The organism is Pseudomonas chlororaphis (genome assembly GCA_001023535.1).
GTDB lineage: Bacteria > Pseudomonadota > Gammaproteobacteria > Pseudomonadales > Pseudomonadaceae > Aquipseudomonas > Aquipseudomonas chlororaphis_E.
The window spans coordinates 427,961-453,313 of the sequence record CP011020.1; the positions used below are offsets into that span (position 1 = coordinate 427,961).

The following is a 25,353-nucleotide window of genomic DNA, read 5'->3' on the forward strand; positions in this document are numbered from 1 at the left end:
CGATGCCCTCATCCGATGTTCGACAGTTTCAGCAGGTGGCGCAGGTCGTTGAGCAGGTCCTTGCCCTTGACGCGGGCGTCGTAGCGCAGCACCAGGTTGCTGTGGGGGTCGATGATCCACAGCTGGGCGCCGCCCGTGTCCTGAGCACCTTTGCGGTAGGCCGGCAGGTCCAGCGGGTAGCGCTGCAGTTGCGGATACTCGCGCTGCAATTGGGCGTCGTACTCGGCGTCCAGCGGCTGGGCGATGGCCAGGGCATGGCTGGCGCGGGACGCGTCGCGACCGAGGCCGATCTGCACCTGCCGGGCCAGGTACACCAGTTGCCGGCAATCCACCGAGCACGCCTGCGGGGCGGTGACCAGGATCTGCCAGCGCTGCTCGTCGGCCTGCACGCCGATCTCGGCGCGGGTCTGGCCGTTGCCGATCAGCTCGCCGTGGTAGCTGCGGCTGTCGGGCACCCAGAACTGGAACTTGTACATGCCGGTGGCGAGGATCATCGGCCCGATCACGCCGAACACGATCAGCAGCAGTTGCAGGCGCCCTTTGCGCCGGCTGGGCGTGGCGGGTGCCTCAGACGTGTTGGTTGGATTCATGGTGCTTCCCATGCGGTCTCCCTGCGTTGTGCCATCCGAGATAAAGAAAAAGGCCGAACAGCGCCGCCGCCATGGCGAACCACTGCACGGCATAACCGAGGTGTTTTTCCGGGCCCATGCTCACTACCGGCCAGTCGGTCCGATAGGCGCCCGGGCCGCCTTGCTGGCGCAGTTCATAGCTGAAACCGCTGCGCCCCAGTTCCGCCCAGAGCTTGTCCGGTTCGATGGCGGTGACCAGGCGCGGCCATGGAGCGGCCACCGGGTCGGCGTGGAGCTGGAAGGTGGCGCCCGGTGCGACATAGACCCAGGCCTGAACGCTCACCGGTTGCTCCGGGGTGCTGAAGACGGGGGGCGTGCGGCGGTCAGGCCATGGCAGCCAGCCGCGATTGACCAGCAGCCATGCGCCGGTTGCACGGTCGAGAAACGGTTGCAGCAGTTCGACGCCGACCTGGCCGTCGTGCTGGCGGTTGTCCAGCAGGATGCTGTGCTCGACGTCGAAGTGACCTTGCAGCTCGACGACGCGAAAAGCCGGGTCGGTGGTCTGCGCCAGTTCGGTGCTGTCCATCGGGGGCGCCACGCGGCGCTCGGCGTATTGCTGCATGAGCACGCGCTTGTATTCGCCACGGCTCAACTGCCAGAACCCCAGGCACACCATCAGTGGCACCAGCACGGCCACCACCAGCGTCGGCACGAGGCCCGGCCGGAAGCCTCTCATGGCGCCGTCCGAAAGTGCTCGAACGGGATAGCTATACTCACCTGCATCGCGTCCCCCCGGAGTGTCCCCAATGCTAAAAGCGGCCATCGTCCTGATGCTGATTGCCACGGTTGCGAGCCTGTTCAGCGGCCTGTTTTTCCTGGTCAAGGACGACAGCGATTCCAATCGCCTGCTGATTGCCCTGGCCGTTCGGGTCGGCTTGGCCGCGGTCACCGTCGGCTTGATCGCCTGGGGTTTCTTCAGCGGCCAGCTGGTGTCCCATGCCCCGTGGTAACGCGTGCTCCTAGAGCACGTAGACGAAGATGAACAAGCCGATCCACACCACGTCGACGAAGTGCCAATACCAACTCGCCGCCTCGAAGCCGAACTGATGCTCGTTGTCGAAATGCCCGCGCAGGATGCGCATCAGCATGACGAACAGGATGATCGTGCCGATGGTGACGTGGGCGCCGTGGAACCCCGTGAGCATGAAGAAGGTGGCGCCGTAGACGCCGGAGCCCAGGGTCAGGCCCAGTTCCTTGTAGGCGTGGATGTACTCCTCGGCCTGGAAGCCCAGGAAGGCGCACCCCAGCAGCACGGTAATCGCCAGCCATAGCTTCAGCGCACCGCGATGGCCTTTCTTCAGCGCGTGGTGGGCGATGGTGATGGTGACGCTGGAACTGACCAGTAGCACGGTGTTGAGCAGCGGCAGCCCCCAGGGGCTGATGACCTCCTTGGGTGCCGGGTAGAGTTTCGGGTCAGGGTTGTTCAGCAACGGCCAGGCGTATTCGAAGTTGGGCCAGAGCATGTGCGACAGGCCCTTGGTACCTTCGCCCGCCAGGCCCGGCACCGACACATGGCGGACATAGAACAGCGCGCCGAAGAAGGCGACGAAGAACATCACCTCCGAGAAAATGAACCAGCTCATGCCCCAGCGGAACGAGCGGTCGAGCTGCGGGCTGTAGAGCCCGGCGCGGCTTTCCTTGATCACCGCGCCGAACCAGCCGAACAGCATGTAGGCCACCAGCAGGCCGCCGATGAAGAAGATGAGTGGGCCGTGGGATTCCGGTCGTGCGGCCTTCAAGTCGTTGAACCAGGTCGCCAGGCCATACACCGTGACGAACATCCCGACCGTGGCGATGATCGGCCATTTGCTCTGGGCCGGAACGTAATAGTGTTCGTGAGTTGCCATTTATTGTTCTCCTTATCGGGCACGCTATCGGTCAGTGTTTAGAGCCACCGGTGGATGACGAGCGGTGATATCGAACAGCGTGTAGGACAGCGTCAGGTGCTTCACATCCTTGGGCATGTCCCGGTCGACGATGAAGCGCATGGGCATTTCGATTCGTTCTCCGGGTTGCAGCACTTGCTGGGTAAAGCAGAAACATTCGGTCTTGTGGAAGTACGCCGCGGCGGTGCTCGGCGCGATGCTTGGCACGGCCTGGGCACTCATCGGCCGGTTGGTGGGGTTGTGCGCGACGAAGACCATTTCGTTCACGGCCCCCGGCTGGACCACCAACTGATCGCCCTTGGGGTAGAAGTCCCAGGGCATGTCCACCGCATTGGTCGACAGGAACTGCACACGCACCTGCCGCGACGCATCGGTGACCTGCTCGCCCTCGTACTGCCCGGCAGTCTTGCCGTTGATGCCGAACGCCTTGCACATCACGTCGTAGATCGGCACGAGGGCGAAGCCGAAGACGAACATGGCCACCACCACGACCAGCAGGCGGGTGACCAGTTTCTTCAGCGAAATCGAGTCAGCCATGGTTTCCCATCCTCACCGAGAACCCTGTGGGAGCGGGCTTGCTCGCGAAGAACGATGACGCGGTGTTTCTGTCAGACCGCGTCGTCTGATTCGCGAGCAAGCCCGCTCCCACAGGAGGCCTGTGTGTCATCTCATTTCACTTCCGGCGGCGTAGTGAAGGTGTGGTAGGGCGCCGGCGATGGCACGCTCCACTCCAGCCCTTCGGCGCCATCCCATGGCTTGGCCGGTGCCGGTGGGCCGCCACGGATGGTCTTGATCACGATGAACAGGAAGAAGATCTGCGTGGTGCCGAACATGAACGCGCCGATGGACGAGACCATGTTGAAGTCGGCGAACTGCAGGTTGTAGTCGGGAATACGCCGGGGCATGCCGGCCAGGCCGACGAAGTGCATCGGGAAGAACGCCATGTTCATCCCGATGAACGACAGCCAGAAGTGCAGCTTGCCCAGGGTCTCGTCGTACATGTGGCCGGTCCATTTCGGCAGCCAGTAGTAGGCCGAGGCGAAGATCCCGAAGATTGCGCCGGGCACCAGTACGTAGTGGAAGTGCGCGACCACGAAGTAGGTGTCCTGGTACTGGAAGTCCGCCGGGGCGATGGCCAGCATCAGCCCGGAGAAGCCGCCGATGGAGAACAGGATCACGAACGCCACGGCGAACAGCATCGGCGTCTCGAAGGTCAGCGAGCCTTGCCACATGGTGCTGGCCCAGTTGAACACCTTCACGCCGGTGGGCACGGCGATCAGCAAGGTGGCATACATGAAGAACAGCTCGCCCACCAGCGGGATGCCCACCACGAACATGTGGTGCGCCCAGACGATGAACGACAGGAACGCAATGGCCGCGGTGGCGTAGACCATCGAGGTGTAGCCGAACAACGGCTTGCGCGAGAACGCCGGGATGATCGAGCTGACGGCACCGAAGGCCGGCAGGATCATGATGTACACCTCGGGATGGCCGAAGAACCAGAACACGTGCTGGAACAGCACCGGGTCACCGCCGCCGGCGGCACTGAAGAAGCTGGTGCCGAAGTGGATGTCCATCAGCATCATCGTCACGCAGCCGGCCAGCACCGGCATCACCGCGATCAGCAGGAACGCGGTGATCAGCCAGGTCCAGACGAACAGCGGCATTTTCATCAGCGTCATGCCGGGGGCGCGCAGGTTGAGGATGGTGGCGATCACGTTGATCGCGCCCATGATCGAACTGATGCCCATCAGGTGGATGGCGAAGATGAAGAACGTCACGCTTTCCGGCGCATAGGTGGTGGAGAGCGGGGCGTAGAAGGTCCAGCCGAAGTTCGGCCCGCCGCCGGCGGTGAACAACGTCGACACCAGCAGCAGGAACGCCGCCGGCAGCAGCCAGAAGCTGAAGTTGTTCATGCGTGGCAGGGCCATGTCCGGCGCGCCGATCATCAACGGGATCATCCAGTTGGCGAGGCCGACGAAGGCCGGCATCACCGCGCCGAACACCATCACCAGGCCGTGCATGGTGGTCATCTGGTTGAAGAACGCCGGCTCCACGATCTGCAGGCCGGGCTGGAACAGCTCGGCGCGGATCACCATGGCGAACGAGCCGCCCAGCAGGAACATGGAGAAGGCGAACCACAGGTACAGCGTGCCGATGTCCTTGTGGTTGGTGGTCAGTACCCAGCGCATCAGGCCCTTGGCGGGGCCGTGGGCGTGGTCGGCGCCGGCATGACCGTGGTCATCGATCACAGCACTCATGTCCTGTCTCCTTCGAACGATTGGGCTGGACGGCGCGGAGCGGCGAGCCCCGACCGGTTGCGGGAAAACGCTTCAGGTCGGCTCATTGGCTTTCCGCCTGTTTGAGTTCCAGCACTTCTTTAGGCGTGACCATGTCGCCCTTGTTGTTGCCCCAGGCGTTACGTTCATAGGTCACGACGGCCGCGATATCGACCTCCGACAACTGCTTGCCGAACGCCGCCATGGCGGTGCCGGGCTTGCCGTGGAAGACGATGCTCAAGTGATCGGCCTTGGGCCCGGTGGCGATCTTCGAACCCTTGAGTGCCGGGAACATCGGCGGCAGGCCCTGGCCTTCGGCCTGGTGACAGGCCACGCAAGTGGTGTGGTAGATCTTGTCGCCACGTTCCTTGAGTTCGTCGAGGGTCCATTCCTTGCTGGTCAGCTCCTTGAGCTGCGCGGCTTCGGCCTTGCGTTCACCCAGCCATTTCTCGTAGTCGGGCTTGCTCTTGACCTCGACCACGATCGGCATGAACCCGTGGTCCTTGCCGCACAGTTCGGCGCATTGGCCGCGATACACGCCGGGCTTGTCGACGCGGGTCCAGGCTTCGTTGACGAAACCGGGAATCGCATCGCGCTTGACCGCGAAGGCCGGCACCCACCAGGAGTGGATCACGTCGGCGGAGGTCACCAGAAAGCGCACCTTGGCATCGACCGGCAGCACCAGCGGCTTGTCGACCTCCAGCAGGTAGTGCTCGCCCTTGGCGCTCTGGTTATGGATCTGTTCGGCGGGCGTGGCCAGGTTGCTGAAGAACTCGACGTCCTGGCCCAGATATTTGTAGTGCCATTTCCATTGGTAGCCGGTGATCTGGATGTCGATGTCCGACTCGCTGGAGTCATACATCTTGATCAGCGTGGCGGTAGCGGGAATCGCCATGGCCACCAGGATCACGAAGGGCACAATCGTCCAGAGGATCTCGACGCGGGTGTTTTCGTGGAAGTGGGCGGCATTCTGGCCGGTTGAGCGGCGGTGCATCATCATCGACCAGAACATGGCGCCGAAGACGATGATGCCGATGACTACACAGATCCAGAAGATGGTCATGTGCAAGTCGAACACTGCGTTGCTGATCTGTGTCGCTCCAGGCGCCATATTCACAGTCCAGGCGGCTTGCGCCTGGCTGAAAATCGACCACAACAGGAGGCCCATCCATACGTGTGGATGTCGCGTCATTGCGGGTTCCCCTTATCGTTCTTGTTATCCCGTAGGCGTAACGCCTGCGGCAAGGAGAGCGGCTACATCAGACTGCGAACTCGACCGCCGTGCCTTGCTGCCTATGCATCGGGTGTCATCAGCTAACTCCATTCCAACCCGAGTATAGACAGCGACTGCAACCTCGCAACGCGACCGCGTAAATCGTTTGAAACAGGGGGACTTGCGCCAGGGACCGCGAATGGAGAACCATTCGGCCTTGAGTGATGGCAAACCGATATAACTGTGACGCATCAAGGAAGAGCGCAATTATGAAAAATAGGTCTTAGGAGTGTGTTTGCGCCAGCTAAGTTATGTCTTCCCTATTTCATTGCCTTTGTTTCCCTGGAGTTGTCATGAACACCGCCGCATTGCGCGAGCAGATCCAAAAAGCCCAACAACACGAAGCCCAGACCGGCCAGTTGGCCCGTCAGTTGGAAAACCAGTTACCTCACCTGCACCGTGCTATCCAATTGCCCGAGGCGAATGCCAACGCCGTCCTGGCGCGCTTTGTCGCCGCCTACATCGATGAAGTGCCTGACCTGCTGGATGCCGCCAACGAAGTCGCCAAAGAGGCGGGCATCGAGCCGCAGATCAAGCCGGTCCTGAAGATCGCCGAACAGTACTTCCTCCAGCCGCCGACGATCATGGCCGGCCATGTCGGGCTCGACAGCCTGCTGGACGAAGCCTACCTGGCCCATCGATTCGTCGAAGAGGTCAATGACCTGTACATCAAGCATTTCGGCCAGCCACTGATCCCCCTGGACATGACGGTCGCCAATCTGATTGCCCACCAGTTGATCGGCGAAGCCTTTGCCAACCAACTCGATGAAGTGGTGCATCACGCCTTCGACGAGATGCTCAACGACGAGACGTTCGCCCTGGAGTCGGTGGAAACCTACCGCGAGAAGCTCAGCAGCCCGAACACCGGCGCCGCGTGGAAGCGCTGGCCATGCATGTCACGCCGCCTGGGCCTGGGCCTGGAGTTGGATCAGCCAGCGGCTTGATCCAGAGCTGTATCCTCACAAACCCCCTGTGGGAGCGAGCTTGCTCGCGATGGCATTGGATCTGCCAACATTGACGTTGACTGATACACCGCTATCGCGAGCAAGCTCGCTCCCACACTGATTGGGGATATCAGGCAGAAGCTGCGCCCACCCCGACGGTCGTGCGCAACCGCCCCTCCAGCCGACGCTTGAGCCCGCGGGATTCGATCAACAGCTTCGAGCCCTTGCTGGCATTCGCCCGGCCCCATTCTTCCAACAGCTCCAGGCACGAATGGTCGATGTAGCTCAGGTTATTGAGCGGTACATGCACCGTCACGCCCTCGGGCAGGGTGTCCAGCACCTGGGTCAGCGCCGGGACCTTGAGGAAGGTCGCCGCGCCCACCAGCCGCAGTTCCATCTCACCTTCCTGGGGCAGGTCGATCAGGCTGATCTTCAACCGCGAGGCTTTCCAGGCCAGTTTCGCCAGGGTCAGGCCGAAACCGATCAGCACGCCGGTCAGCAGGTCGGTGAAGATGATGGCCAGCGCCGTGGCGGCGTAGGTGAACATCGGCATCCGGCCATAGCGGCCCAGGTTTCGAAAGGCCTTGACGTCCACCAGTTTGAAACCGGTGTACACCAGCACCCCCGCCAGGCTCGCCACCGGAATGCTCTGCAGCACACTGGACAGCAGCAACACGAACAGCAACAGCCACAGGCCGTGGAAAATCGTCGACATCCGGGTGGTTGCCCCGGCCTGGACGTTGGCGGAGCTGCGCACGATCACACCGGTCATCGGCAAGGCGCCGACCAGGCCGCACAGCATGTTGCCGATGCCTTGGGCCGAGAGTTCCCGGTCGAAGTCTGCCCGTTCGCCGCTGTGCATGCGATCCACCGCCGCTGCCGACAACAGGGTTTCGGCGCTGGCGATGAACGCGACCGCGAAGGCGGCAATCAGCACCGTCGGGTCAGCCAGGTTCAATAGGTCCGCCGGGCGTAGCCAGTCGATGGCGTCGGCGAGGTTTTCCGGGACTTCCACGCGTTTGACCTGCAAGGCCAGCAGCAGGCTGGCGATGGTCGCCAGGCCTACGCCGAGCAAGGCGCCGGGGACGAAGCGCAGGCTGTGGGGACGAAACTTTTCCCACAGCCACATCACCGCAATCGTCGACAGGCCGAGCAGCCCGGCCTGCCAGCCGAAGGACGGCAAGGCCTGGCCCACCGCAGCCGGGAAGGCCAGCAGGTTATCCAGCCCGGACGGCTTGGGCGCCGCGTCGAGCATCACATGGACCTGGGACAACACGATCAGCACGCCGATGCCCGCCAGCATCCCGTAGACCACCGCCGGTGCGGTCACCCGGAACCAGCAGCCGAGGCGAAAGCGCCCGGCCAGCAGTTGCAGGAGCCCGGCCAGCAGCAGGATCGGCCCGAGCATCGCCACGCCATGTTGGCGCACCAGTTCGAAGACCAGCACCGCCAACCCGGCGGCCGGGCCACTGACCTGCAATTTGGAGCCGGCGAGGAAACCCACCACCAGACCGCCGATGATGCCGGTAACCAGCCCTTTGGCGGGCGGCAGGCCGGAGGCGATGGCAATGCCCATGCACAAGGGCAGCGCCACCAGGAACACAACCACGGAAGCGAGTAGCTCGCGTGGCAGAACAGCTTTTAATTGAGCAGCACGCATGGCGACTCTCCCGAAGTTTCTTCAGGCATGGCAAGGCCCGACCGCCGAAAGGGCGGCAGGCTTTGTTCCACGCAAGGATGGTATTAGGAGCGGTTAGAAGCGCGCTTTGGGCGTCGCCACCGGGATCGGTCGGCTACCGTCGAGCGGCAGGAAACAACCCCGGTCCGCGTCGAAGGCTTTGATCTCGCTGGTCTCGATGTTGTACACCCAGCCATGGATGAACAGCTGGCCGCTGGCCATGCGCGAGGCCACCGAGGGGTGCGTTCGCAAGTGCTGCAACTGTGCGATCACGTTCTCTTCGGTGAGGATGGGCATGGTCTGTTTTTCGTCGCCGCACGGGCAGTTGTCATGGACCATGGTCTTGGCCACTTCGGCGTGGCGCAGCCAGGCTTTGACCGTGGGCATCTTTTCCAGGGTTTGCGGATTGAGTACGGCACGCATGGCACCGCAATCGGAATGGCCGCAGACAATGATGTGCTGCACACCGAGGGCCAGCACGGCGTACTCGATGGCCGTGGACACGCCGCCGTTCATCTGCCCGTAGGGCGGGACGACGTTGCCGACGTTACGGGTGACGAACAGGTCGCCGGGGGAACTGTGGGTGATCAACTCGGGCACGATGCGCGAGTCCGCGCAGGTGATGAACATCGCCCGGGGAGATTGGGCGGTGGCGAGTTTCTTGAAGAGCTCTTCCTGCTGTGGGAAGACTTCGTGATGGAAATGCAAAAAGCCGTCAACAATATGCTGCAGCGCTGCATCGGCGGTCTCCGCCTCGGGTTGGGCTGAAGCCGACGCAGCCAACGGCTGTTTATCCTTGTCACTCATGATTCATCCTCTTTGACGGTTCGGTGTCCAACGTGACGGATCCAGTCACACTGGCCACTAGTGGCTGGTTAAAAAACGTCCAGGTCGATGGGTTCGACCCGTCAGTCACTCGTGAAACAAGGTAGCGGCCGAAACTTAACTCAAACTGAATCAACGGCTCTAGGACGTAGATTACAAGGCATGAATCACAACCCAACGGGGCCTGGCCCCGGTGTGTGAACGGTGTGTGAACGTTGTTTTAACGCTGTTTCAAGGTCAACTGTATTCAAATCAAGGACATTTGTCGGCCCGGCGGACAAAAGGCGTCGCAATCGAGCGTGTAGCCTTCGCGCCGATCCAGCCCCAGGCGCTTGATCGCCTTGGTGAAACGCTGGGCCAGCAGGTCGGCGAAGGGGCCTTCGCCGCGCATGCGGCTGCCGAACTGGCTGTCGTACAGTTCGCCACCACGGCTCTGGCGGACCAGGCTCATCACGTGGGCGGCGCGCTGCGGGTAGTGCGCCTGCAGCCATTGCTCGAACAGCGGCGCCACCTCCAAGGGCAGACGCAACATGATGTACGACGCCGACTGGGCGCCGGCGGCGTGGGCCTCGGCCAGCAGGGCTTCGATCTCGCTGTCGTTGATCATCGGGATCATCGGTGCACACAGCACCCCCACCGGGATGCCGGCCTCGCGCATGACCTTGATTGCCCGCAACCGCGCCTTGGGCGCCGCCGCGCGCGGTTCGAGAATGCGCTTGAGCTCATCGTCCAGGGTGGTGAGGCTGATCATCACCGCCACCAGCCGCTGGCGGGCCAGTTCCGTGAGCAGGTCCAGGTCGCGCAGAATCAGCGAGCCCTTGGTCACGATGGTCACCGGATGGCGGTAGCGCAGCAGCACTTCCAGGACCCTGCGGGTGATGCGCTGCTCGCGCTCGATGGGCTGGTAGGGGTCGGTGTTGGAGCCCAGGTTGATCGGCGCGCATTGATAGCCACGCTTGGACAGCTGTTCTTCCAGCACATCGGCGGCGTTGCTCTTGGCGATCAGCCGGGTTTCGAAATCCAGCCCCGGCGACATGTCCCAGTACGCATGGCTGGGACGGGCGTAACAGTAGATGCAGCCGTGCTCACAGCCGCGGTAGGGGTTGATCGAGCGATCGAAAGGGATGTCCGGCGAGGTGTTGCGGGTGATGATGGTCTTCGCCGTTTCGAAGCGGATTTCGGTGCCCTGGGTCGGCGGCACTTCCTGATACCAGCCGTCATCCTCGACCACCGAGCGGCTGGGGGCGAAGCGGTTGTGCGGGTTGGCCGCGGTGCCACGGCCACGTGGCGGCAGGGGGGCTGACATGGCTAATACTCCGAAGCTGTATGAGCATACAGTATATCGCCCTCTGCCTTTGGACCAGTGCCATTCAGCGGCCCGGTCATCACCGAACGCAATTCACAACACTTTGACGTCCTGCTTACGGGTTTTTAACCGGAGCGAGCCGACACTGCGCACCTTCGAACCCTTTTGTTTCCGGTCGTCCGTGCATGTTCAAGCTCTGCTCCCGTTCACTGTGTTGCCTGGCCTTGCTCATTGGGCTGGCCGAAATGCCCGCCCAGGCGGCGGATGCCGTGCAGACGCGGCCCCCTGAGTGGGCGCAGCCTGTGGAAAAGGATTACAACCTTTACCAGATGTCGCCCACGCTTTACCGCAGCTCCTTGCCGAACGGCGGCGCTATGCCATTGCTGACGAAGCTGCGGATCGGCACGGTTATCACGTTCCTGCCGGAATCGGATGCGCGCTGGCTCTCCGACCCTGGTATTGAACAGGTCCGGCTGCCTTATCGCACCAATCACGTCGACGACAGCGACATCCTTCGCGCCCTGCGCGCCGTCCAGGCCGCGGAAGCCAAGGGGCCGGTGCTGATGCACTGCAAGCACGGCTCGGATCGAACCGGGCTGGTGGCGGCCATGTACCGGGTGGTGGTGCAGGGCTGGAGCAAAGAGGACGCCTTGAACGAGATGACAGAGGGCGGCTTCGGTGACAGCCATCACTTCAAGGACGGTGTTCGTTACGTGATGCAGGCCGATGTGGAGAAACTCCGTCTGGCGTTGGCGAACGGTGACTGCAGCACCAGCGTCTTCGCGCTGTGTTCCCTGGAAAGCTGGGTCAACTCGACCGTCTCGGCCCCGCACCTCGATCCGCAGATGGTCCGGCCGGACCACTGATTGGCGGTGCGCCTGCAAAGGCGGCGATGGATTCGGACAACGGTCGCGAGTCCCCCGGTGCAAAAATGATTTCACGCAGTGCGCGGCCGGTGGCCGGGTTGAACAGCCCCTCGCGCTTGAACCGGTGGAACACACTGGCGGCCAACTCCTTCGTCCAGGCGTAGGCGTAGAGCTTTGCCTCGTAGCCGGTCACCAGGTAATCCAGGCTGTTGGGCCAGCGTTCGGTCGTGGTCACCGGCAGGTGCTGCAATTGAGCGTTGGCTTGATCGAAGACCTGCTGGGCGCTGCGCCCGTCGCCGTGGGTGCGGTGCAGTTCCAGGTCGAACAGCGCGTTGCGCAACAGCACGGCGGTTTCCCAACTGGCCTGGGTCCGGGTGAAGGTCAGCAACTGGTCGGCGACCGTGTCGGGCATGGCTTCGCCGCTCTGGTAGTGCCGCGCGACGCGCACCAGGCCCTGCCTGGAAAAACACCATTGCTCGAACAAGACCCCGGCAAACTCGGCGGTGTCGCGAGACAGGCCGTTGATGCCCGACAGGTCGCGATAGTCGGCGCGGGTCAACACATGCTGCAGGCAATGGCCGAACTCGTGGAACAGGATGCGCAGTTGCAGGTGGTCGAGCAGCACCGGCTCCGGCCCCTCGCTGCGCGGCAGCCAGCCATGCAGTACGGCAATGGGGTGTCGAGGGCGGCCCTCGGCGGTGATATGGCGGTTTCGCAGGGTGCTGGTGTGGGGGAAACCGTCTCGGTTGGGGGCCGAAAACGGATCGAAATACAGGTAGCCGATCACCGCCCCCCATTCACGGACCTCGTAAAGACGCACGTCCGAGTGCCAGGTCGCCACCTCCTGGCGCTCGACGAAGTCGACGCCGAACAGCGTCGTGGCCATCTGCAACAGCTGTGCAAAAGTGGCGTCCAGTGCGAACCAGACGCTCAGCGCCTCCTTGGATGCGCCGGCCGCTTGTTGGCGAAGTTGGTTGGCCAGGTACGGGTAATCCCAAGGCTGGAGTTCGTCGAGGCCTTGCTGCGCGGCAAACGCCTTGAGCTGGTCGGCGTCGCGCTTGAGGTGACGCTGCTGGCGTTCGAGTTGGCGCCGCAGGAACGCTCGCACTTCTTCGGTGGACGTGGCTTGCTCCGGCTCGATCGCCATCTGGGCAAAGTCGGTGTAGCCCAGGGACGTGGCGTACCGATGCCGGTCATCGAGCAATTGCCGGAGCATGTCGCTGTTGTCGAACTGCCCCGCGTGGGGTCCCTGATCCGATGCGCGGGTGCTGTAGGCTTCGTGCACCTGCTGGCGCAGCAAGCGATCGTCGGCGTATTGGCTGACGAGGCCATACGCCTCGTCGCTGAGGGTTAGCAGCCATCCGCCGTGCCCGGCTTCCCGCGCCTGGCGGGCCATCTGCCGCTTGAACCGGGTCGGCAGGCCACGCAACCGGGCTTCATCGTCAAACGTCATGCGCCAGGCCTGGGTGGCCATGTGCAGGTTCTCCAGGAACAATCCCTGGACTTCCTTGATGCGCAGCTTCAACACGCCCAGGTCGGCCGGCAAGCTCTCCGCCGCGCCGCTGTGGTGCAAGCGCCGCAGGATTTTCTCCAGCACTCGCTTGCGCGCCGGTGAAAAATGCCGGGCGATCGCGCTGTCCGCCAGGCGCCGGTAGAGCGTGAACAGCATGGGATGGCGTTTCAGCCAGGCTTGGAAATCATGCAGCCGTTCGCTGCAATCGAGGGCCACCTGCGCCCAGGCGTCCCCTGTGCGGGTCGAGGTCAGCAGGTGCAGCAGATAACCGAAACCCTCCAGTCGCGAATGGATGGCGTCCATGGCCAACACGAGGTCGTCCCACGTGGGAAAGGGCGTCTGGGTCTTGATGATGTCGGCCACTTGGGCGCGGCTCTCGGCCAGGATCCGGTCGAGGGCCGGCGAGAAATGGCGGGCCTGGATCTGTGCGAACGGGGGCAGGTCATAGGCCTGCAACAGCGGGTTGTCGTCGGGCATGAGGCCTTCCTGTCAGTCTGTACGTGCTGGACAGTCTGGGAAGGAAGGCCGCGTGCCGGGCGGTAACTATGTATGGCCTGTGGTGTGATCTTCCGGGCGGGTCGGGAGGTCACACCGCAGGTTTCAGTCGGTTTTCTTCTTCAACTTGGGGTTGGGGAAGAACTGCACCGCCTGGACCTTGGCGTCCGGCACCTTGGGCGCCGAGGTGTTGACGCGCGTGCCCAGTTCCTTGGGCACCGACAGGCCTTGCTCGTTGAGTGTGTCGGAATAACCGCAGGCCACGCATTCGCGGTGGGGTACGCCGTCTTCGTTCCACATCATCAGCTTGTCCGGCTCACTGCACGCCGGGCAGACCGCCCCGGCGATGAAGCGTCGTTTGGTGATCACAGGCCCCTCGCTCATGCTGCCGCGTCCTCGGTCAGGCCGCTATGGCGCAAGAGTGCGTCAATCGACGGCTCACGGCCACGGAAGTCGACGAACAGCACCATCGGCTCTTGCGAGCCGCCGCGGGCGAGGATGGCTTCGCGGAACGCGCGGCCGGTGTCGGCGTTGAGCACGCCGTCCTCTTCGAACTTCGAGAACGCGTCGGCCGACAACACTTCCGCCCATTTGTAGCTGTAGTAGCCCGCCGCGTAGCCGCCGGCAAAGATGTGCGCGAAGCTGTTGGGGAAGCGGTTGTAGGCCGGCGGCCTCATGACCGACACCTCGTCGCGCACGCCTTCGAGCACTTGCAGCACGCTGCGGCCGTCGCCGTGGGTCGCGTGCAGCTCGAAGTCGAACAGCGAGAACTCCAGTTGACGGACCATCATCAGGCCGGACTGGAAGTTTTTCGCCGCGAGCATTTTTTCCAGCAGGTCCTGGGGCAGCGGTTCGCCGGTTTCATAGTGGCCGGAAATCAGCGCCAGGCCTTCGGGCTCCCAGCACCAGTTTTCCATGAACTGGCTCGGCAGCTCCACGGCATCCCAGGCCACGCCGTTGATGCCGGACACGCCTGCATGCTCGACACGGGTCAGCAGGTGGTGCAGGCCATGGCCGAATTCGTGGAACAGCGTGGTGACCTCGTCGTGGGTCAGCAGCGCCGGCTTGCCGCTGTCGGCCGGGGTGAAGTTGCACACCAGGTTGGCCACCGGGCTTTGCAGCGAGCCGTCGAGGGTGCGCCGATGGTCGCGCGCGCCATCCATCCAGGCACCGCCGCGTTTGTTGGCGCGGGCATAGAGGTCGAAGAAGAAACGGCCGACGTGTTGGCCATTCTCCTTGATCTCGAACAGGCGAACGTCCGGATGCCAGGTGTCGAAACCTTTCAGTTCGGCGATCTCGATGCCATAGAGGCGTTGCACGATGGCGAACAGGCCGCCCAGTACCTTGTCGATCGGGAAGTAGGCACGCAGGGCTTCCTGGGCAACGCTGTAGCGCTGCTGGCGCAGTTTTTCGCCATAGAAGCCGCTGTCCCAGCTTTGCAGGTCGGGGCAGCCCTGTTCGGCGGCGAAGGCCTTCAACTGCTCCAGGTCCTGTGCGGCGAACGGTTTGCTGCGCTTGGCCAGGTCCCGCAGGAAACCGAGCACCTGGTCGCTGGACTCAGCCATTTTGGTCGCCAGGCTCAACTCGGCGAAATTGGCGAAGCCCAGCAGTTGGGCCAGCTCCTGGCGCAGGTCGAGGATCTGTTCCATCACCGGGCCGTTATCGTTCTGGCCGGCATTCGGGCCCTGGTCCGAGGCGCGGGTGCAGTAGGCCGCGTAGACCTCTTCACGCAGGGCGCGGTCTTCGGCGTAGGTCATCACCGCGTAGTAGCTGGGGAATTCCAGGTTGATCAGCCAGCCGTCCAACCCCTTGGCCTGCGCGGCGGCGGCCATCTGCGCCTTGGCCGAGTCGGTGAGGCCGGCGAGGGCGGCTTCGTCAGTGACGTGCTTGGTCCAGGCCTGGGTGGCGTCCAGCAGTTGGTTGGAGAAGCGGCTGCCCAGCTCGGACAAGGTGCTCTGCACCTCGGCGTAGCGCTTCTGCTGCTCGGGCGGCAGGTCGATACCCGACAGACGGAAGTCCCGCAGCGAATGCTCGAGGATGGTTTTTTGCGCGACGTCGAACCCGGCGGCTTCGGGGCTGCGCGCCAGGGCTTCGAATGCCTGGAACAGTTCGCGGTTCTGGCCCAGTTCGGTGGAGTACGCACTCAGCGCCGGCAGGCAGGCCTCGTAGGCCTCGCGCAGTTCGGGGCTGTTACGCACGGCGTTCAAATGGCTGACCGGGCTCCAGGCAGCGCCGAGGCGGTCATTGAGTTCGTCCATCGCCAGCACCAGGCCGGCCCAGGTCGGCTGCTGCCCCTGGCTCTTGAGGATTTGCGCGATGGCCGCGCGGTTGTCAGCCAGGATCTGCTCGATGGCCGGTTGCACATGCTCGGCACGAATCGCCGAGAATGGCGGCAGGTCATAGGGTTGCAAAAGAGGGTTGTTCACGCTCACGGTTGGCACCTTGGCTGGAAGAAACATGGGGCCATCTTAATTACAATCGACGCTCACCGCAGCTAGCAGCACCTATCAGCCGAAAAGAGAGAGCCTATCGTGACCCTTCGCACGTACCAGAACCACAGCCCACGGCTTGCCCGGGGCGCCTTTGTCGACAGCACCGCGGTGGTGATCGGCGACGTCGAGATCGGTGAAGACAGCTCCGTCTGGCCGCTGACCGTCATTCGTGGCGACATGCACCATATCCGCATCGGTGCCCGCACCAGCGTCCAGGACGGCTGCGTGCTGCACATCACCCACGCCGGGCCTTTCAACCCCGACGGTTTTCCATTGCGGGTCGGCGACGACGTGACCATCGCCCACAAGGTCATGCTCCATGGCTGCAGCGTGGGCAGCCGGGTGTTGATCGGCATGGGCAGCATCGTGATGGATGGCGCCGTGGTCGAGGACGACGTGATCATCGGTGCCGGCAGCCTCGTGCCGCCGGGCAAGCGGCTGGAGAGCGGCTTCCTGTACGTCGGCAGCCCGGTGAAACAGGCCCGGCCACTGACCGACAAGGAGCGTGCGTTCTTCACCTACAGCGCGGCGAACTACGTGAAGCTCAAGGACCTGCACCTGGCCGAGGGTTATGACCGGATCTGAATCGCCCACTTAAGCATGTCGAATGACCATTGTGACGAGGGGATTTATCCCCGTTGGGCTGCGCAGCGGCCCCAAACCAGTTGGCGCGATGCTTCATGTTCGATTGCGATCAGCTTGTTAGGGGCTGCTCTGCAGCCCAGCGGGGATAAATCCCCTCGCCACAGTTTCAGTCAAGCCCTTCGAGTGAACTGCATGACCACCCAGGAGTTTTAATGCACTACCAAACCCTACTCTTCGACCTCGACGGCACCCTCACCGACCCGCGCGAGGGCATCACCCGTTCGATCCAGTTTGCCTTGAGCAAGCTGGGCATCGACGAACCCGACCTGACCCGCCTCGAACATTTCATCGGCCCGCCGCTGTTGCAGGCGTTCATGCAGTTTTATGGCTTCGATGAGGCGAAGGCCTGGGAGGCGGTGAATTTCTACCGTGAGCGTTTCAAGGTCACCGGGCTTTATGAAAACCGCGTCTTCGACGGCGTGATGCCGTTGCTGGAAACCCTGGGCGGGCAGGGCCGGCAGCTGTACATCGCGACGTCCAAGCCCTGGGTCTTCGCTCGGGAAATCGCCCGCCACTTCGACTTCGCCCGGCACTTCAAGGTGATCTACGGCAGCGAACTGGACGGCACCCGTACCGACAAGGTCGAGCTGATCGCCCACCTGCTGGCCGAAGAAAACCTCGACCCGAGCGACACCCTGATGATCGGCGACCGCAAGCACGACCTGATCGGCGCCCGCAGCAATGGCCTGGACGCGGCGGCAGTGGGGTATGGGTTTGGCAGCCATGAGGAGTTGTGTGCCGAAAGCCCGGCCTATCACTTCCAGACGGTGGACGCGTTGCACCGGGCGTTTGTGCGCGGCTAGTTAAATCTTCATCGAATGGCTCAAGGCCTGAACTGGCTCGGCGCTACGCCGCTCCAGCGTACGAAAGCGTGGCGGAAGCTGGCGGTTTCACTGAAGCCGAGCAGCTCGGCGATCCGGTAGATCGGCAGTTGGTCCTCGCACAGCATCTGCTTGGCCCGTTCGAAGCGCAGCTCGTCCAGCAGCTCCTGGTAGCTGCAACCCAGCTCCTTGAGGTGCCGGCGTAAGGTGCGCGCCGAGCAGTTCATCTGTTCGGCCAGGCTTTCCAGCCCGGGGGCGGCGTCCAATTGAGCGCTGAGTAACTGGCGGATCCGCCCCAGCCAGGCTTGGCGGCCGGTGAATTCGGTGTTCTGCCTGCGGCAACGTTCGGCCATGGCGTGGTGGGTGATGGGGTCGGCCAGGGGCAGGGGTTGCCCGAGCCATTGGCGGTCGAAGGCGAACCCGTTGTCCAGGCTGTTGAAGCGCACCGGGCAATCGAAGTGCGCGTTATACCGGGCCTGGTAATCCGGCGCCGCATGTTCGAAGCGTGCCGCGCGCAAGGGCAGCGGATGGCCGAGCAGGTCGTTGCAGATGACTTTCAGCGAAACCATGCAGAACTCGGCGTTGAACACCGCCAGGGCCGGGTTCTCTCGATAGTCGCTGGCGCTGAGCCAGACGTACTCGCCATCGTCGTCCAGGTTCAGTTCAAAGAGTGTTCCCAATAGCGCCGGGTAGTGCAGCGCCAGGCGCAAAGCGTCACCTAAGGTGGCACTGGTGAGCAGCGCATAGCCGAGCATGCCGTAGGAGGACACGTGCATGTCCCGCCCCAGTTCCAGGCCGATGTCCCGCTTGAGGGCCACGGCGTTGGCGCAGACCTGCATCTCCTGATTGGTGGTGATGCGCGTGTCGGCCCGGCTCAGGTCCGCCGTGCTGATGCCGCTGCCGGCCAACAGGGCGTCACTGGGCAACCCTTCGTGCTTGAAGGCGTTGAGCACCAGGGAGACGGCGTTGAGGGTGGTGAGGTGGGAATGCAGCATGTCCGTTTCCAGCCTGGGGAAGCTGGAGATCGAGCAAGTTGTGTGCCGTACCTTTCGTTGGCATAGGGATGCTGTGGCGAGAGAGCTTGCTCCTTCTGTGCTGTGAGCGCTTCGCGCTCAAGCGGGAGCAAGCTCCCTCGCCACAGGTTACGGGCCTACCTTAGGCGAGTTCGCCACACAAATCCAGCTCGACCAACCGGCGAACCTCGTCCACCGGCAAGCCGGCGCCAATCAACGCCTGCAACTTGCCGAACGCCGCTTCGCGGGTCATGCCACCACCGGACAACACGCCGACGCCCCGCAGGCGACTGCCGGCCTCGTACACATCCAGCTCGACGCCTCCTTCATGGCATTGGGTCACCGCCACCACGACCACGCCGTTGTCCCGCGCCCGCTGCAGGCTGGCAAGGAAGGCTGGGTTGTCGCTGGGCCCGGTGCCGCTGCCGTAGCACTCCAGCACCAGGCCCTGGATACCGCTGCCCAACAGGCCATCGAGGATTTCGGCGCTGATGCCGGGAAACAGCGGCAGCGCCGCGACGTTCGCCAGTCGCTTGGGCTGGTTGTAATTCAGTTGCGTCGGCAGGGAAGGCGCCTTGGCGCCGCCACCCTGGCGTTCCAGGCGCTTGAACGGGTGACGGCCGAAGCTGCGCACTTTCGCGCAGCGGGTCGGTGGCAGCAGCTCGCCATGGAAATACAGGTGCACGCCCGGCGCCAGGCCCTGGCCGAGGGCGACCAGGGCGCCGCTGAGGTTTTCCCAGGCGTCGCTGTCGGTCACGCCCGCCGGCAACATCGAGCCGGTGAAGCAGACGCGGGCGTGCAGGCCGAGCAGTTGGAAGCTCATCGCGGCAGCGCTGTAGGCCAGGGTGTCGGTGCCGTGCAGGATCAGCACGCTGTCGCACCCTTGCACATCAACCGCCTCGACCACCGCTTCGCGCAGTTGCTGCCAGTAGTCCGGGGTCATGTTGGCGCTGTCGATCAAAGGCGACATTTCCCGGAAGCGCCACTGCGGGACGACGAGTTCGGGTTGGCTGTGCAGGTAGTCGCGCATCCGCGCTTCGAAACCGGATGCAGGCGCCAGGCCGTGGGCGCTGGCTTGCATACCGATGGTGCCGCCGGTGTAGAGCACCATGACGTGTTGGGCGGCAGGGTAGGTCGAGGCATTCATGGTTGTTCTCCAGGAAAGAAAACGGCAGCTTCAATGGGCTGCCACAACATAAGGCCGAGCATGACGCCGACCTTACGCTGTGTCACGCCGGGCGCAGGGGATGCGCCCGGTTTTTCAACAGTGGTCGCCGATCAGCGTTGCGCTGCGGCCACGCCCGCCGGGGCGCCCTGAGGGTTGGCAACCGGTGCCGAGGGGTTGGCCGGCCAGGCCTTGCGGTCCAGGTCCAGGTCGGGGAACTGGCTGGAGTCGAAGACAGGCACCTTGATACCGGCCGAACGCTGGTTGTCGTAGTCGCGCAGGATGCGCATGCCGACCTTGAACAGCAGGAACAGCGCAATCAGGTTCACGAACGCCAGCAGGGTCATGGTGATGTCGGCGAAGGCGAACACGGTGCTGAGGTTTTCGATGGCACCCCAGAAAATCAGCACCAGTACCAGCGAGCGATAGGCGATCAGAGCCTTGCGGTTCTCACCCAGCATGAAGCGCAGGTTGTTCTCGCCCAGGTAGTAGTTGTAGAGGATCGAGGTGAAGACGAACAACGCCAGGGCCACGGAGATGAACATCCGGCCCCAGTCACCGACGACCGCCGCCAGGGAGTTCTGGGTCAGGGCAATGCCGTCGCCTTCGAAACCTGGGGTATAGAAGCCGGACAGCAGGATCAGCAGCGCAGTGCAGGTGCAGATCACGAAGGTGTCCAGGAACACGCTGAACGCCTGGACCACACCCTGGGCGACCGGGTGCTCGACCGACGCCACGGCCGCCACGTTAGGCGCACTGCCCAGGCCGGCTTCGTTGGCGAACACGCCGCGCTTGACGCCCATCACGATGGCGCTGCCGATCAGGCCACCAAAGGCTTGATCCAGGCCGAAGGCGCTCTTGACGATGGTCGCGAGCATGGCCGGCACGTGGTCGAATTGCAGCACGATCACGTAGATGGTCACGCCGATGTACACCAGGGTTTTGACCGGTACCAGCAGGTCGGCGACCTTGGCGATACGCTTGATCCCGCCGATGAACACCAGGCCCAGCAGGACCGCCAGGCCCAGGCCGGTGTAGGTGGTGTCCAGGCCAAAGGCGTTGTTCAGCGAGTGGGTCACGGCGTGGGCTTGCAGGCCGTTGAAGGCGAAACCGAAGGTGATCAGCAGCAGGAAGGCCATGATCATGCCCAGCCAGCGCTTCTGCAGGCCGTGCTGGATGTAGTAGGACGGGCCGCCACGGTACTGGCCTTCGGAGTCGCAGCGCTTGTAGAGCTGGCCGAGGGAGCACTCGAAGAAGCTGCTGGACATGCCGACCAGGGCGGTCACCCACATCCAGAACACCGCGCCGGGCCCGCCAAGGGTCACGGCGATGCCGACACCGGCGATGTTGCCCGCGCCGACGCGGCCGGCCAGGCTGAGCATCAGGGCCTGGAAGGAGCTGAGCTGGCCAGCGCTGCTTCTGAGGCTGTCACGGAACACCGCGAACATGTGGAAGAAATGGCGGAACTGGACGAAACGCGAGCGGATCGTGAAGTAGCTACCGAGCCCAACAATGAGCACGATCAGCACTTTCCCTGAAAGGAAGTCGTTGATGACTTCGAGCATGAGTATTCCTCGCTGTTTTTTGTTTAAGCAAATGCTGGCCAGTTGGAAACATCGCGTTACATCGGCCGGCGGACGGCACGACAGGCGAGGCGATGTTTCGTCCCGGTCCATTTCGCGGGTTTGTTATTAGTTCGGGTTTCGCATGTGTTGGGGTCTCGCTACCGACGACCGCGCATGCGAAGAGGGGCGGCACTATACCTATCAGCGCGGTGCCCGTCTGCACAGTTGTGGTGCGTCCGACGAAACGGACCTTTGAAACAACCGGGCTCCTTTCAGTGCCCGGCATCTGCGGAGCTGCTTTGTGTGGGAGCGGGCTTGCGCGCGAATGCAGGGTGTCAGCCGCCATGACGTGTGCTGATACACCACATTCGCGAGCAAGCCCGCTCTCACCTTCTTCAGCTTCCAGACTTCTTTTCAGCCTCTGGTCAATTAAAAAAAGGGCTTGGGGACGAGCCCCAAGCCCTCAAAAGGTGAGAGGTGTCTAGTCCCTCGACCTGGTGAGCGTTGGCTTTGTACGAAAAGTGCCTGATCGCCGCTCGGCGCCCTTTCGTACAAACCCTAGTCGCGTCGATCACGCTTTGAGCGGGACCAGGCGCGGAGCAATCATGTTTTCCGGGCGCAGGATGTCGTCGAGCATGGCGTCGTCGAGCAAGCCTTCCTCGCGCACCAGTTCCAGCACGCCGCGGCCACTTTCAAGGGCGACACGGGCGATGCGGGTGGCGTTTTCATAGCCGATGTACGGGTTCAGGGCAGTGACCAGGCCGATCGAGTGTTCGACCAGCTCGCGGCAGCGCACTTCGTTGGCGGTGATGCCGACGATGCAGTGCTCGCGCAGCATGTCCATGGCCCGTTGCAGCAGGCGGATCGAGTCGAAGATCTTGAAGGCGATCAGCGGCTCCATCACGTTCAACTGCAGTTGGCCGCCTTCGGCTGCCATGGTCAGGGCCAGGTCGTTGCCGATGATCTGGAAGGCCACCTGGTTGACCGCTTCCGGGATCACCGGGTTGACCTTGCCAGGCATGATCGAGCTGCCTGGCTGGCGGGCCGGCAGGTTGATTTCGTTGATGCCGGTGCGTGGGCCGCTGGACAGCAGGCGCAGGTCGTTGCAGATCTTCGACAGCTTGACCGCGGTGCGCTTGAGCATGCCGGAGAACAGCACGAAGGCGCCCATGTCGGAGGTGGCTTCGATCAGGTCGGCGGCCGGTACCAGCGGCTGGCCGCTGATGGTCGCCAGGCGCTGTACGGCCAGGGCCTGGTAGCGCGGGTCGGCGTTGATGCCGGTGCCGATGGCGGTGCCGCCCAGGTTCACTTCGGTGAGCAGTTCGGGTGCCAGGGTCTTGAGGCGTGCCAGGTCTTCGCCCAGGGTGGTGGCGAAGGCGCGGAATTCCTGGCCGAGGGTCATCGGCACGGCGTCTTGCAGCTGGGTGCGGCCCATTTTCAGGACGTGGCTGAATTCTTCACCCTTGGCCGCGAACGCCTGGATCAGGCTGTCGAGGCTGGCCAGCAACGCATCGTGACCCAGCAGCAGGCCCAGGCGGATCGCGGTTGGGTAGGCGTCGTTGGTGGACTGCGCCATGTTCACGTCGTTGTTCGGGTGCAGGTACTGGTATTCGCCCTTGTTGTGGCCCATGACCTCCAACGCGATGTTGGCGATGACTTCGTTGGCATTCATGTTGGTCGACGTGCCGGCGCCGCCCTGGATCATGTCCACCACGAATTCTTCGTGGAAATCACCGCGGATCAATCGTGCACAGGCTTCGCTGATGGCGGCGTGCTTGGCTTCGCTGAGCTGGCCCAACTCGCGGTTGGCATCGGCGGCGGCTTGCTTGACCATGGCCAGACCGACCACCAGCTTGGGGTAATGCGAAATCGGAACGCCGGAGAGGCGGAAGTTGGTCACCGCTCGCAGGGTCTGGATGCCGTAGTACGCTTGTGCCGGTACTTCGAGTACGCCAAGCAGGTCTTTTTCTGTGCGGAAAGATGCAGCGGAGGACATGACGGAAATCATCTCGATAAGGACCCGGTCTGAGCCGGAACGCCTCGAATCCTAGGCCTGCATGCAAATTAGGGCCAATGCTGTTAAACACTGCCCTATGCATATTCGGCATAATGCCGGTGTGACGCCGGCGTTATGGCGAGCGTGTGACCCGTTTTGGTGCATGTGGGAGGACGTGATGAATCTTGAAAGCAAATGGCTCGAGGACTTCAGTGCCCTGGCCGCGACTCGCAGTTTCTCCCAGGCGGCCGAGCGGCGCTTCGTCACGCAGCCGGCGTTCAGTCGCCGGATCCGCAGCCTTGAAGCGGCACTGGGGCTGACCCTGGTCAACCGTTCGCGCACGCCCATCGAGCTGACGGCGGCCGGGCAGTTGTTCCTGGTGACGGCGCGCACGGTGGTCGAGCAACTGGGTGAAGTGTTGCGTCATCTGCATCACCTGGAAGGCGGGCAGGGCGAGGTCATCCAGGTGGCCGCCGCGCATTCCCTGGCGCTGGGCTTCTTCCCGCGTTGGATCGCGCAGTTGCGCAACGAAGGCATGAACATCGCCACGCGCCTGGTGGCGACCAACGTGGGCGACGCCGTCCACGCCCTGCGCGAGGGCGGTTGTGACCTGATGCTGGCTTTCTATGATCCGGACTCTGCGATGCAGATGGACCCGGAGATCTTTCCGTCGCTGCACCTGGGCCAGACCCAAATGCTCCCGGTGTGTGCGGCGGATGCGGACGGCAACCCACTGTTCGACCTCGAAGGCGAGGCCAGCGTGCCGCTGCTGGCCTACAGCGCCGGGGCGTTTCTGGGGCGCTCGGTCAATCAGCTCCTGCGCCAGCGCGCGCTGCGCTTCACCACTGTCTATGAAACGGCCATGGCCGACAGCCTGAAAAGCATGGCCCTGGAAGGCCTCGGGATCGCCTGGGTGCCGCACCTGAGCGTGCGCGCCGAACTGGCCCGGGGCGAACTGGTGATCTGCGGCGGGGCGCAATGGCACGTCCCACTGGAGATCCGCCTCTACCGCTGTGCCCTGGTGCGCAAGGCCAATGTCCGGTTGTTGTGGCGCAAGCTGGAGGGCGGGGTGGCGCAGGGTGTTCCCGGTTCTTGAAGACAGCGCAGACCCCTTGTGGGATGTCACTGATATCAGAGTCATCACCGAGCCCCTGTGGGAGCGAGCTTGCTCGCGATGACGGACTGACATTCACCGTTGCATTGACTGACCGGTCGCTATCGCGAGCAAGCCCGCTCCCACAAGGGATTTGTGTCGTTGTTCTGCTGACCTCGAAGTCAATAAAACCGCCGCTTCGCCTCAAATGACAGATGGTCGGCGAAAGTGCGTTTAACGCACCGTTTTCGGTATACTGCCCGGCCTTCGGTCGGTTCACCCGGCCATTATTCGTACAACAAGCCACGCCGGTTTCCCGCGTGGCTTGTTGTTTTTTGACGCGCCCGCGGGCGCCCAGAGAGAAGAGGCACATTGATGAGTGCATTGGTTGGCGTGATCATGGGCTCCAAGTCCGATTGGTCCACCCTTAGCCACACCGCCGATATGCTGGAAAAGCTCGGCATCCCCTACGAGGTGAAAGTGGTCTCTGCCCACCGCACCCCGGACTTGCTGTTCCAGTACGCCGAAGAAGCCGAGGCCCGTGGCATCGAGGTGATCATCGCCGGTGCCGGTGGCGCGGCCCACTTGCCAGGCATGTGTGCGGCCAAGACCCACCTGCCGGTGCTGGGCGTGCCGGTGCAGTCGTCGATGCTCTCGGGCGTCGATTCGCTGCTGTCGATCGTGCAGATGCCGGCCGGCATCCCGGTGGCGACCCTGGCCATCGGCAAGGCCGGTGCGATCAACGCCGCCCTGTTGTCGGCGAGCATCCTGGGCGCCAAGCACCCGCAGTTTCATACCGTGCTGAAAAAATTCCGTGCTGAGCAGACAGACAGCGTCCTGGACAACCCGGACCCGCGCATTGCCTGAGG

23 protein-coding genes are annotated in these 25,353 nt (G+C 63.2%); 7 read left to right on the forward strand and 16 right to left on the reverse strand.

Annotation, left to right across the window (positions count from 1 at the left end; translation table 11 throughout):
• Positions 1 to 8: 8 nt before the first annotated feature.
• On the reverse strand, positions 9 to 602 hold the full coding sequence (locus VM99_01740; protein AKJ96830.1) for a hypothetical protein: 594 nt from the start codon (positions 600 to 602) through the stop codon (positions 9 to 11).
• The gene (locus VM99_01745; protein ID AKJ96831.1) at positions 568 to 1,305 is read right to left on the reverse strand and encodes a cytochrome oxidase biogenesis protein Surf1,facilitates heme A insertion; all 738 of its coding nucleotides are present in this window, start codon (positions 1,303 to 1,305) and stop codon (positions 568 to 570) included. Before VM99_01745 ends, VM99_01740 begins: the two co-directional genes overlap by 35 nt.
• A 70-nt stretch (positions 1,306 to 1,375) precedes the next feature.
• Here VM99_01745 and VM99_01750 point away from each other — a divergent pair, with 70 nt between their 5' ends.
• Positions 1,376 to 1,579, forward strand: a complete 204-nt coding sequence (locus VM99_01750) for a major facilitator superfamily permease (GenBank protein ID AKJ96832.1) — start codon at positions 1,376 to 1,378, stop codon at positions 1,577 to 1,579.
• Between the two features lie 9 nt (positions 1,580 to 1,588).
• On the opposite strand, the gene VM99_01755 is transcribed toward VM99_01750, so the two are convergent.
• The 4 genes from VM99_01755 to VM99_01770 form a co-directional block, all read right to left on the reverse strand.
• Entirely contained in the window at positions 1,589 to 2,476 is an 888-nt protein-coding gene (locus VM99_01755; protein ID AKJ96833.1) for an MFS transporter, read from the reverse strand.
• Between the two features lie 24 nt (positions 2,477 to 2,500).
• Positions 2,501 to 3,052 (reverse strand): cysteine synthase, encoded by a 552-nt coding sequence (locus VM99_01760; GenBank protein ID AKJ96834.1) that lies wholly within the window; start codon positions 3,050 to 3,052, stop codon positions 2,501 to 2,503.
• A gap of 131 nt (positions 3,053 to 3,183) precedes the next feature.
• A complete protein-coding gene (locus tag VM99_01765) occupies positions 3,184 to 4,776 on the reverse strand; it encodes a cytochrome oxidase subunit I (protein ID AKJ96835.1) in 1,593 nt (530 codons plus the stop codon).
• 82 nt (positions 4,777 to 4,858) lie between these two features.
• Positions 4,859 to 5,986 carry a cytochrome B559 subunit alpha gene (locus VM99_01770; GenBank protein AKJ96836.1) on the reverse strand — a complete coding sequence of 376 codons (1,128 nt, stop codon included), beginning with the start codon at positions 5,984 to 5,986 and terminating at the stop codon, positions 4,859 to 4,861.
• Between the two features lie 374 nt (positions 5,987 to 6,360).
• Between VM99_01770 and VM99_01775 the strand changes: the two genes are divergently transcribed.
• Positions 6,361 to 7,011, forward strand: coding sequence for a hypothetical protein (locus tag VM99_01775; GenBank protein AKJ96837.1), 651 nt, complete (start codon positions 6,361 to 6,363; stop codon positions 7,009 to 7,011).
• A 130-nt stretch (positions 7,012 to 7,141) separates the two neighbouring features.
• Here VM99_01775 and VM99_01780 read toward each other — a convergent pair whose 3' ends face one another.
• The 3 genes from VM99_01780 to VM99_01790 form a co-directional block, all read right to left on the reverse strand.
• The gene (locus VM99_01780; GenBank protein ID AKJ96838.1) at positions 7,142 to 8,671 is read right to left on the reverse strand and encodes a SulP family inorganic anion transporter; all 1,530 of its coding nucleotides are present in this window, start codon (positions 8,669 to 8,671) and stop codon (positions 7,142 to 7,144) included.
• A 93-nt stretch (positions 8,672 to 8,764) separates the two neighbouring features.
• Entirely contained in the window at positions 8,765 to 9,496 is a 732-nt protein-coding gene (locus tag VM99_01785) for a carbonate dehydratase (GenBank protein AKJ96839.1), read from the reverse strand.
• 265 nt (positions 9,497 to 9,761) lie between these two features.
• Positions 9,762 to 10,820, reverse strand: coding sequence for a radical SAM protein (locus VM99_01790; protein AKJ96840.1), 1,059 nt, complete (start codon positions 10,818 to 10,820; stop codon positions 9,762 to 9,764).
• Positions 10,821 to 11,005: 185 nt separating this feature from the next.
• Here VM99_01790 and VM99_01795 point away from each other — a divergent pair, with 185 nt between their 5' ends.
• Positions 11,006 to 11,686 carry a protein phosphatase gene (locus VM99_01795; protein AKJ96841.1) on the forward strand — a complete coding sequence of 227 codons (681 nt, stop codon included), beginning with the start codon at positions 11,006 to 11,008 and terminating at the stop codon, positions 11,684 to 11,686.
• On the opposite strand, the gene VM99_01800 is transcribed toward VM99_01795, so the two are convergent.
• The 3 genes from VM99_01800 to VM99_01810 form a co-directional block, all read right to left on the reverse strand.
• On the reverse strand, positions 11,628 to 13,676 hold the full coding sequence (locus VM99_01800; protein ID AKJ96842.1) for an oligopeptidase A: 2,049 nt from the start codon (positions 13,674 to 13,676) through the stop codon (positions 11,628 to 11,630). The two genes, VM99_01795 and VM99_01800, sit on opposite strands and share 59 nt — an antisense overlap.
• A 123-nt stretch (positions 13,677 to 13,799) precedes the next feature.
• Positions 13,800 to 14,078, reverse strand: a complete 279-nt coding sequence (locus VM99_01805; GenBank protein ID AKJ96843.1) for a DNA-binding protein — start codon at positions 14,076 to 14,078, stop codon at positions 13,800 to 13,802.
• The gene (locus VM99_01810; GenBank protein AKK01668.1) at positions 14,075 to 16,126 is read right to left on the reverse strand and encodes an oligopeptidase A; all 2,052 of its coding nucleotides are present in this window, start codon (positions 16,124 to 16,126) and stop codon (positions 14,075 to 14,077) included. The genes VM99_01805 and VM99_01810 overlap by 4 nt, the downstream gene beginning before the upstream one ends.
• Positions 16,127 to 16,225: 99 nt before the next feature.
• On the opposite strand from VM99_01810, the gene VM99_01815 reads away from it, so the two are divergent.
• On the forward strand, positions 16,226 to 16,771 hold the full coding sequence (locus VM99_01815) for an anhydrase (GenBank protein ID AKJ96844.1): 546 nt from the start codon (positions 16,226 to 16,228) through the stop codon (positions 16,769 to 16,771).
• Positions 16,772 to 16,983: 212 nt separating this feature from the next.
• Complete coding sequence (locus VM99_01820; protein AKJ96845.1) at positions 16,984 to 17,634, forward strand: HAD family hydrolase; 651 nt, start codon at positions 16,984 to 16,986, stop codon at positions 17,632 to 17,634.
• Between the two features lie 20 nt (positions 17,635 to 17,654).
• On the opposite strand, the gene VM99_01825 is transcribed toward VM99_01820, so the two are convergent.
• From VM99_01825 to aspA, 4 genes are all read right to left on the reverse strand, one after another.
• Positions 17,655 to 18,647, reverse strand: coding sequence for an AraC family transcriptional regulator (locus VM99_01825; protein AKJ96846.1), 993 nt, complete (start codon positions 18,645 to 18,647; stop codon positions 17,655 to 17,657).
• Between the two features lie 160 nt (positions 18,648 to 18,807).
• Positions 18,808 to 19,812 (reverse strand): asparaginase, encoded by a 1,005-nt coding sequence (locus VM99_01830; GenBank protein AKJ96847.1) that lies wholly within the window; start codon positions 19,810 to 19,812, stop codon positions 18,808 to 18,810.
• Between the two features lie 131 nt (positions 19,813 to 19,943).
• On the reverse strand, positions 19,944 to 21,395 hold the full coding sequence (locus tag VM99_01835; GenBank protein AKJ96848.1) for a sodium:alanine symporter: 1,452 nt from the start codon (positions 21,393 to 21,395) through the stop codon (positions 19,944 to 19,946).
• Between the two features lie 571 nt (positions 21,396 to 21,966).
• Positions 21,967 to 23,391, reverse strand: a complete 1,425-nt coding sequence (gene aspA, locus VM99_01840) for an aspartate ammonia-lyase (GenBank protein AKJ96849.1) — start codon at positions 23,389 to 23,391, stop codon at positions 21,967 to 21,969.
• Between the two features lie 178 nt (positions 23,392 to 23,569).
• On the opposite strand from aspA, the gene VM99_01845 reads away from it, so the two are divergent.
• Both VM99_01845 and VM99_01850 read left to right on the forward strand, forming a co-directional pair.
• Positions 23,570 to 24,487 (forward strand): LysR family transcriptional regulator, encoded by a 918-nt coding sequence (locus VM99_01845; GenBank protein AKJ96850.1) that lies wholly within the window; start codon positions 23,570 to 23,572, stop codon positions 24,485 to 24,487.
• A 372-nt stretch (positions 24,488 to 24,859) separates the two neighbouring features.
• Positions 24,860 to 25,351, forward strand: a complete 492-nt coding sequence (locus VM99_01850) for a N5-carboxyaminoimidazole ribonucleotide mutase (protein ID AKJ96851.1) — start codon at positions 24,860 to 24,862, stop codon at positions 25,349 to 25,351.
• Positions 25,352 to 25,353: the final 2 nt, after the last annotated feature.

Excerpts from the sequence above, each read along its gene's own strand:
- VM99_01760 (AKJ96834.1), bottom strand. The coding sequence starts at position 3,052 with ATGGCTGACTCGATTTCGCTGAAGAAACTGGTCACCCGCCTGCTGGTC.
- VM99_01825 (AKJ96846.1), bottom strand. The coding sequence starts at position 18,647 with ATGCTGCATTCCCACCTCACCACCCTCAACGCCGTCTCCCTGGTGCTC.
- VM99_01800 (AKJ96842.1), bottom strand. The coding sequence starts at position 13,676 with ATGCCCGACGACAACCCGCTGTTGCAGGCCTATGACCTGCCCCCGTTC.
- VM99_01845 (AKJ96850.1), top strand. The coding sequence starts at position 23,570 with ATGAATCTTGAAAGCAAATGGCTCGAGGACTTCAGTGCCCTGGCCGCG.
- VM99_01785 (AKJ96839.1), bottom strand. The coding sequence starts at position 9,496 with ATGAGTGACAAGGATAAACAGCCGTTGGCTGCGTCGGCTTCAGCCCAA.
- VM99_01750 (AKJ96832.1), top strand. The coding sequence starts at position 1,376 with ATGCTAAAAGCGGCCATCGTCCTGATGCTGATTGCCACGGTTGCGAGC.
- VM99_01790 (AKJ96840.1), bottom strand. The coding sequence starts at position 10,820 with ATGTCAGCCCCCCTGCCGCCACGTGGCCGTGGCACCGCGGCCAACCCG.
- VM99_01850 (AKJ96851.1), top strand. The coding sequence starts at position 24,860 with ATGAGTGCATTGGTTGGCGTGATCATGGGCTCCAAGTCCGATTGGTCC.
- VM99_01765 (AKJ96835.1), bottom strand. The coding sequence starts at position 4,776 with ATGAGTGCTGTGATCGATGACCACGGTCATGCCGGCGCCGACCACGCC.
- VM99_01780 (AKJ96838.1), bottom strand. The coding sequence starts at position 8,671 with ATGCGTGCTGCTCAATTAAAAGCTGTTCTGCCACGCGAGCTACTCGCT.
- VM99_01795 (AKJ96841.1), top strand. The coding sequence starts at position 11,006 with ATGTTCAAGCTCTGCTCCCGTTCACTGTGTTGCCTGGCCTTGCTCATT.
- VM99_01745 (AKJ96831.1), bottom strand. The coding sequence starts at position 1,305 with ATGAGAGGCTTCCGGCCGGGCCTCGTGCCGACGCTGGTGGTGGCCGTG.
- VM99_01755 (AKJ96833.1), bottom strand. The coding sequence starts at position 2,476 with ATGGCAACTCACGAACACTATTACGTTCCGGCCCAGAGCAAATGGCCG.
- VM99_01830 (AKJ96847.1), bottom strand. The coding sequence starts at position 19,812 with ATGAATGCCTCGACCTACCCTGCCGCCCAACACGTCATGGTGCTCTAC.
- VM99_01740 (AKJ96830.1), bottom strand. The coding sequence starts at position 602 with ATGGGAAGCACCATGAATCCAACCAACACGTCTGAGGCACCCGCCACG.
- aspA (AKJ96849.1), bottom strand. The coding sequence starts at position 23,391 with ATGTCCTCCGCTGCATCTTTCCGCACAGAAAAAGACCTGCTTGGCGTA.
- VM99_01820 (AKJ96845.1), top strand. The coding sequence starts at position 16,984 with ATGCACTACCAAACCCTACTCTTCGACCTCGACGGCACCCTCACCGAC.
- VM99_01770 (AKJ96836.1), bottom strand. The coding sequence starts at position 5,986 with ATGACGCGACATCCACACGTATGGATGGGCCTCCTGTTGTGGTCGATT.
- VM99_01835 (AKJ96848.1), bottom strand. The coding sequence starts at position 21,395 with ATGCTCGAAGTCATCAACGACTTCCTTTCAGGGAAAGTGCTGATCGTG.
- VM99_01775 (AKJ96837.1), top strand. The coding sequence starts at position 6,361 with ATGAACACCGCCGCATTGCGCGAGCAGATCCAAAAAGCCCAACAACAC.
- VM99_01805 (AKJ96843.1), bottom strand. The coding sequence starts at position 14,078 with ATGAGCGAGGGGCCTGTGATCACCAAACGACGCTTCATCGCCGGGGCG.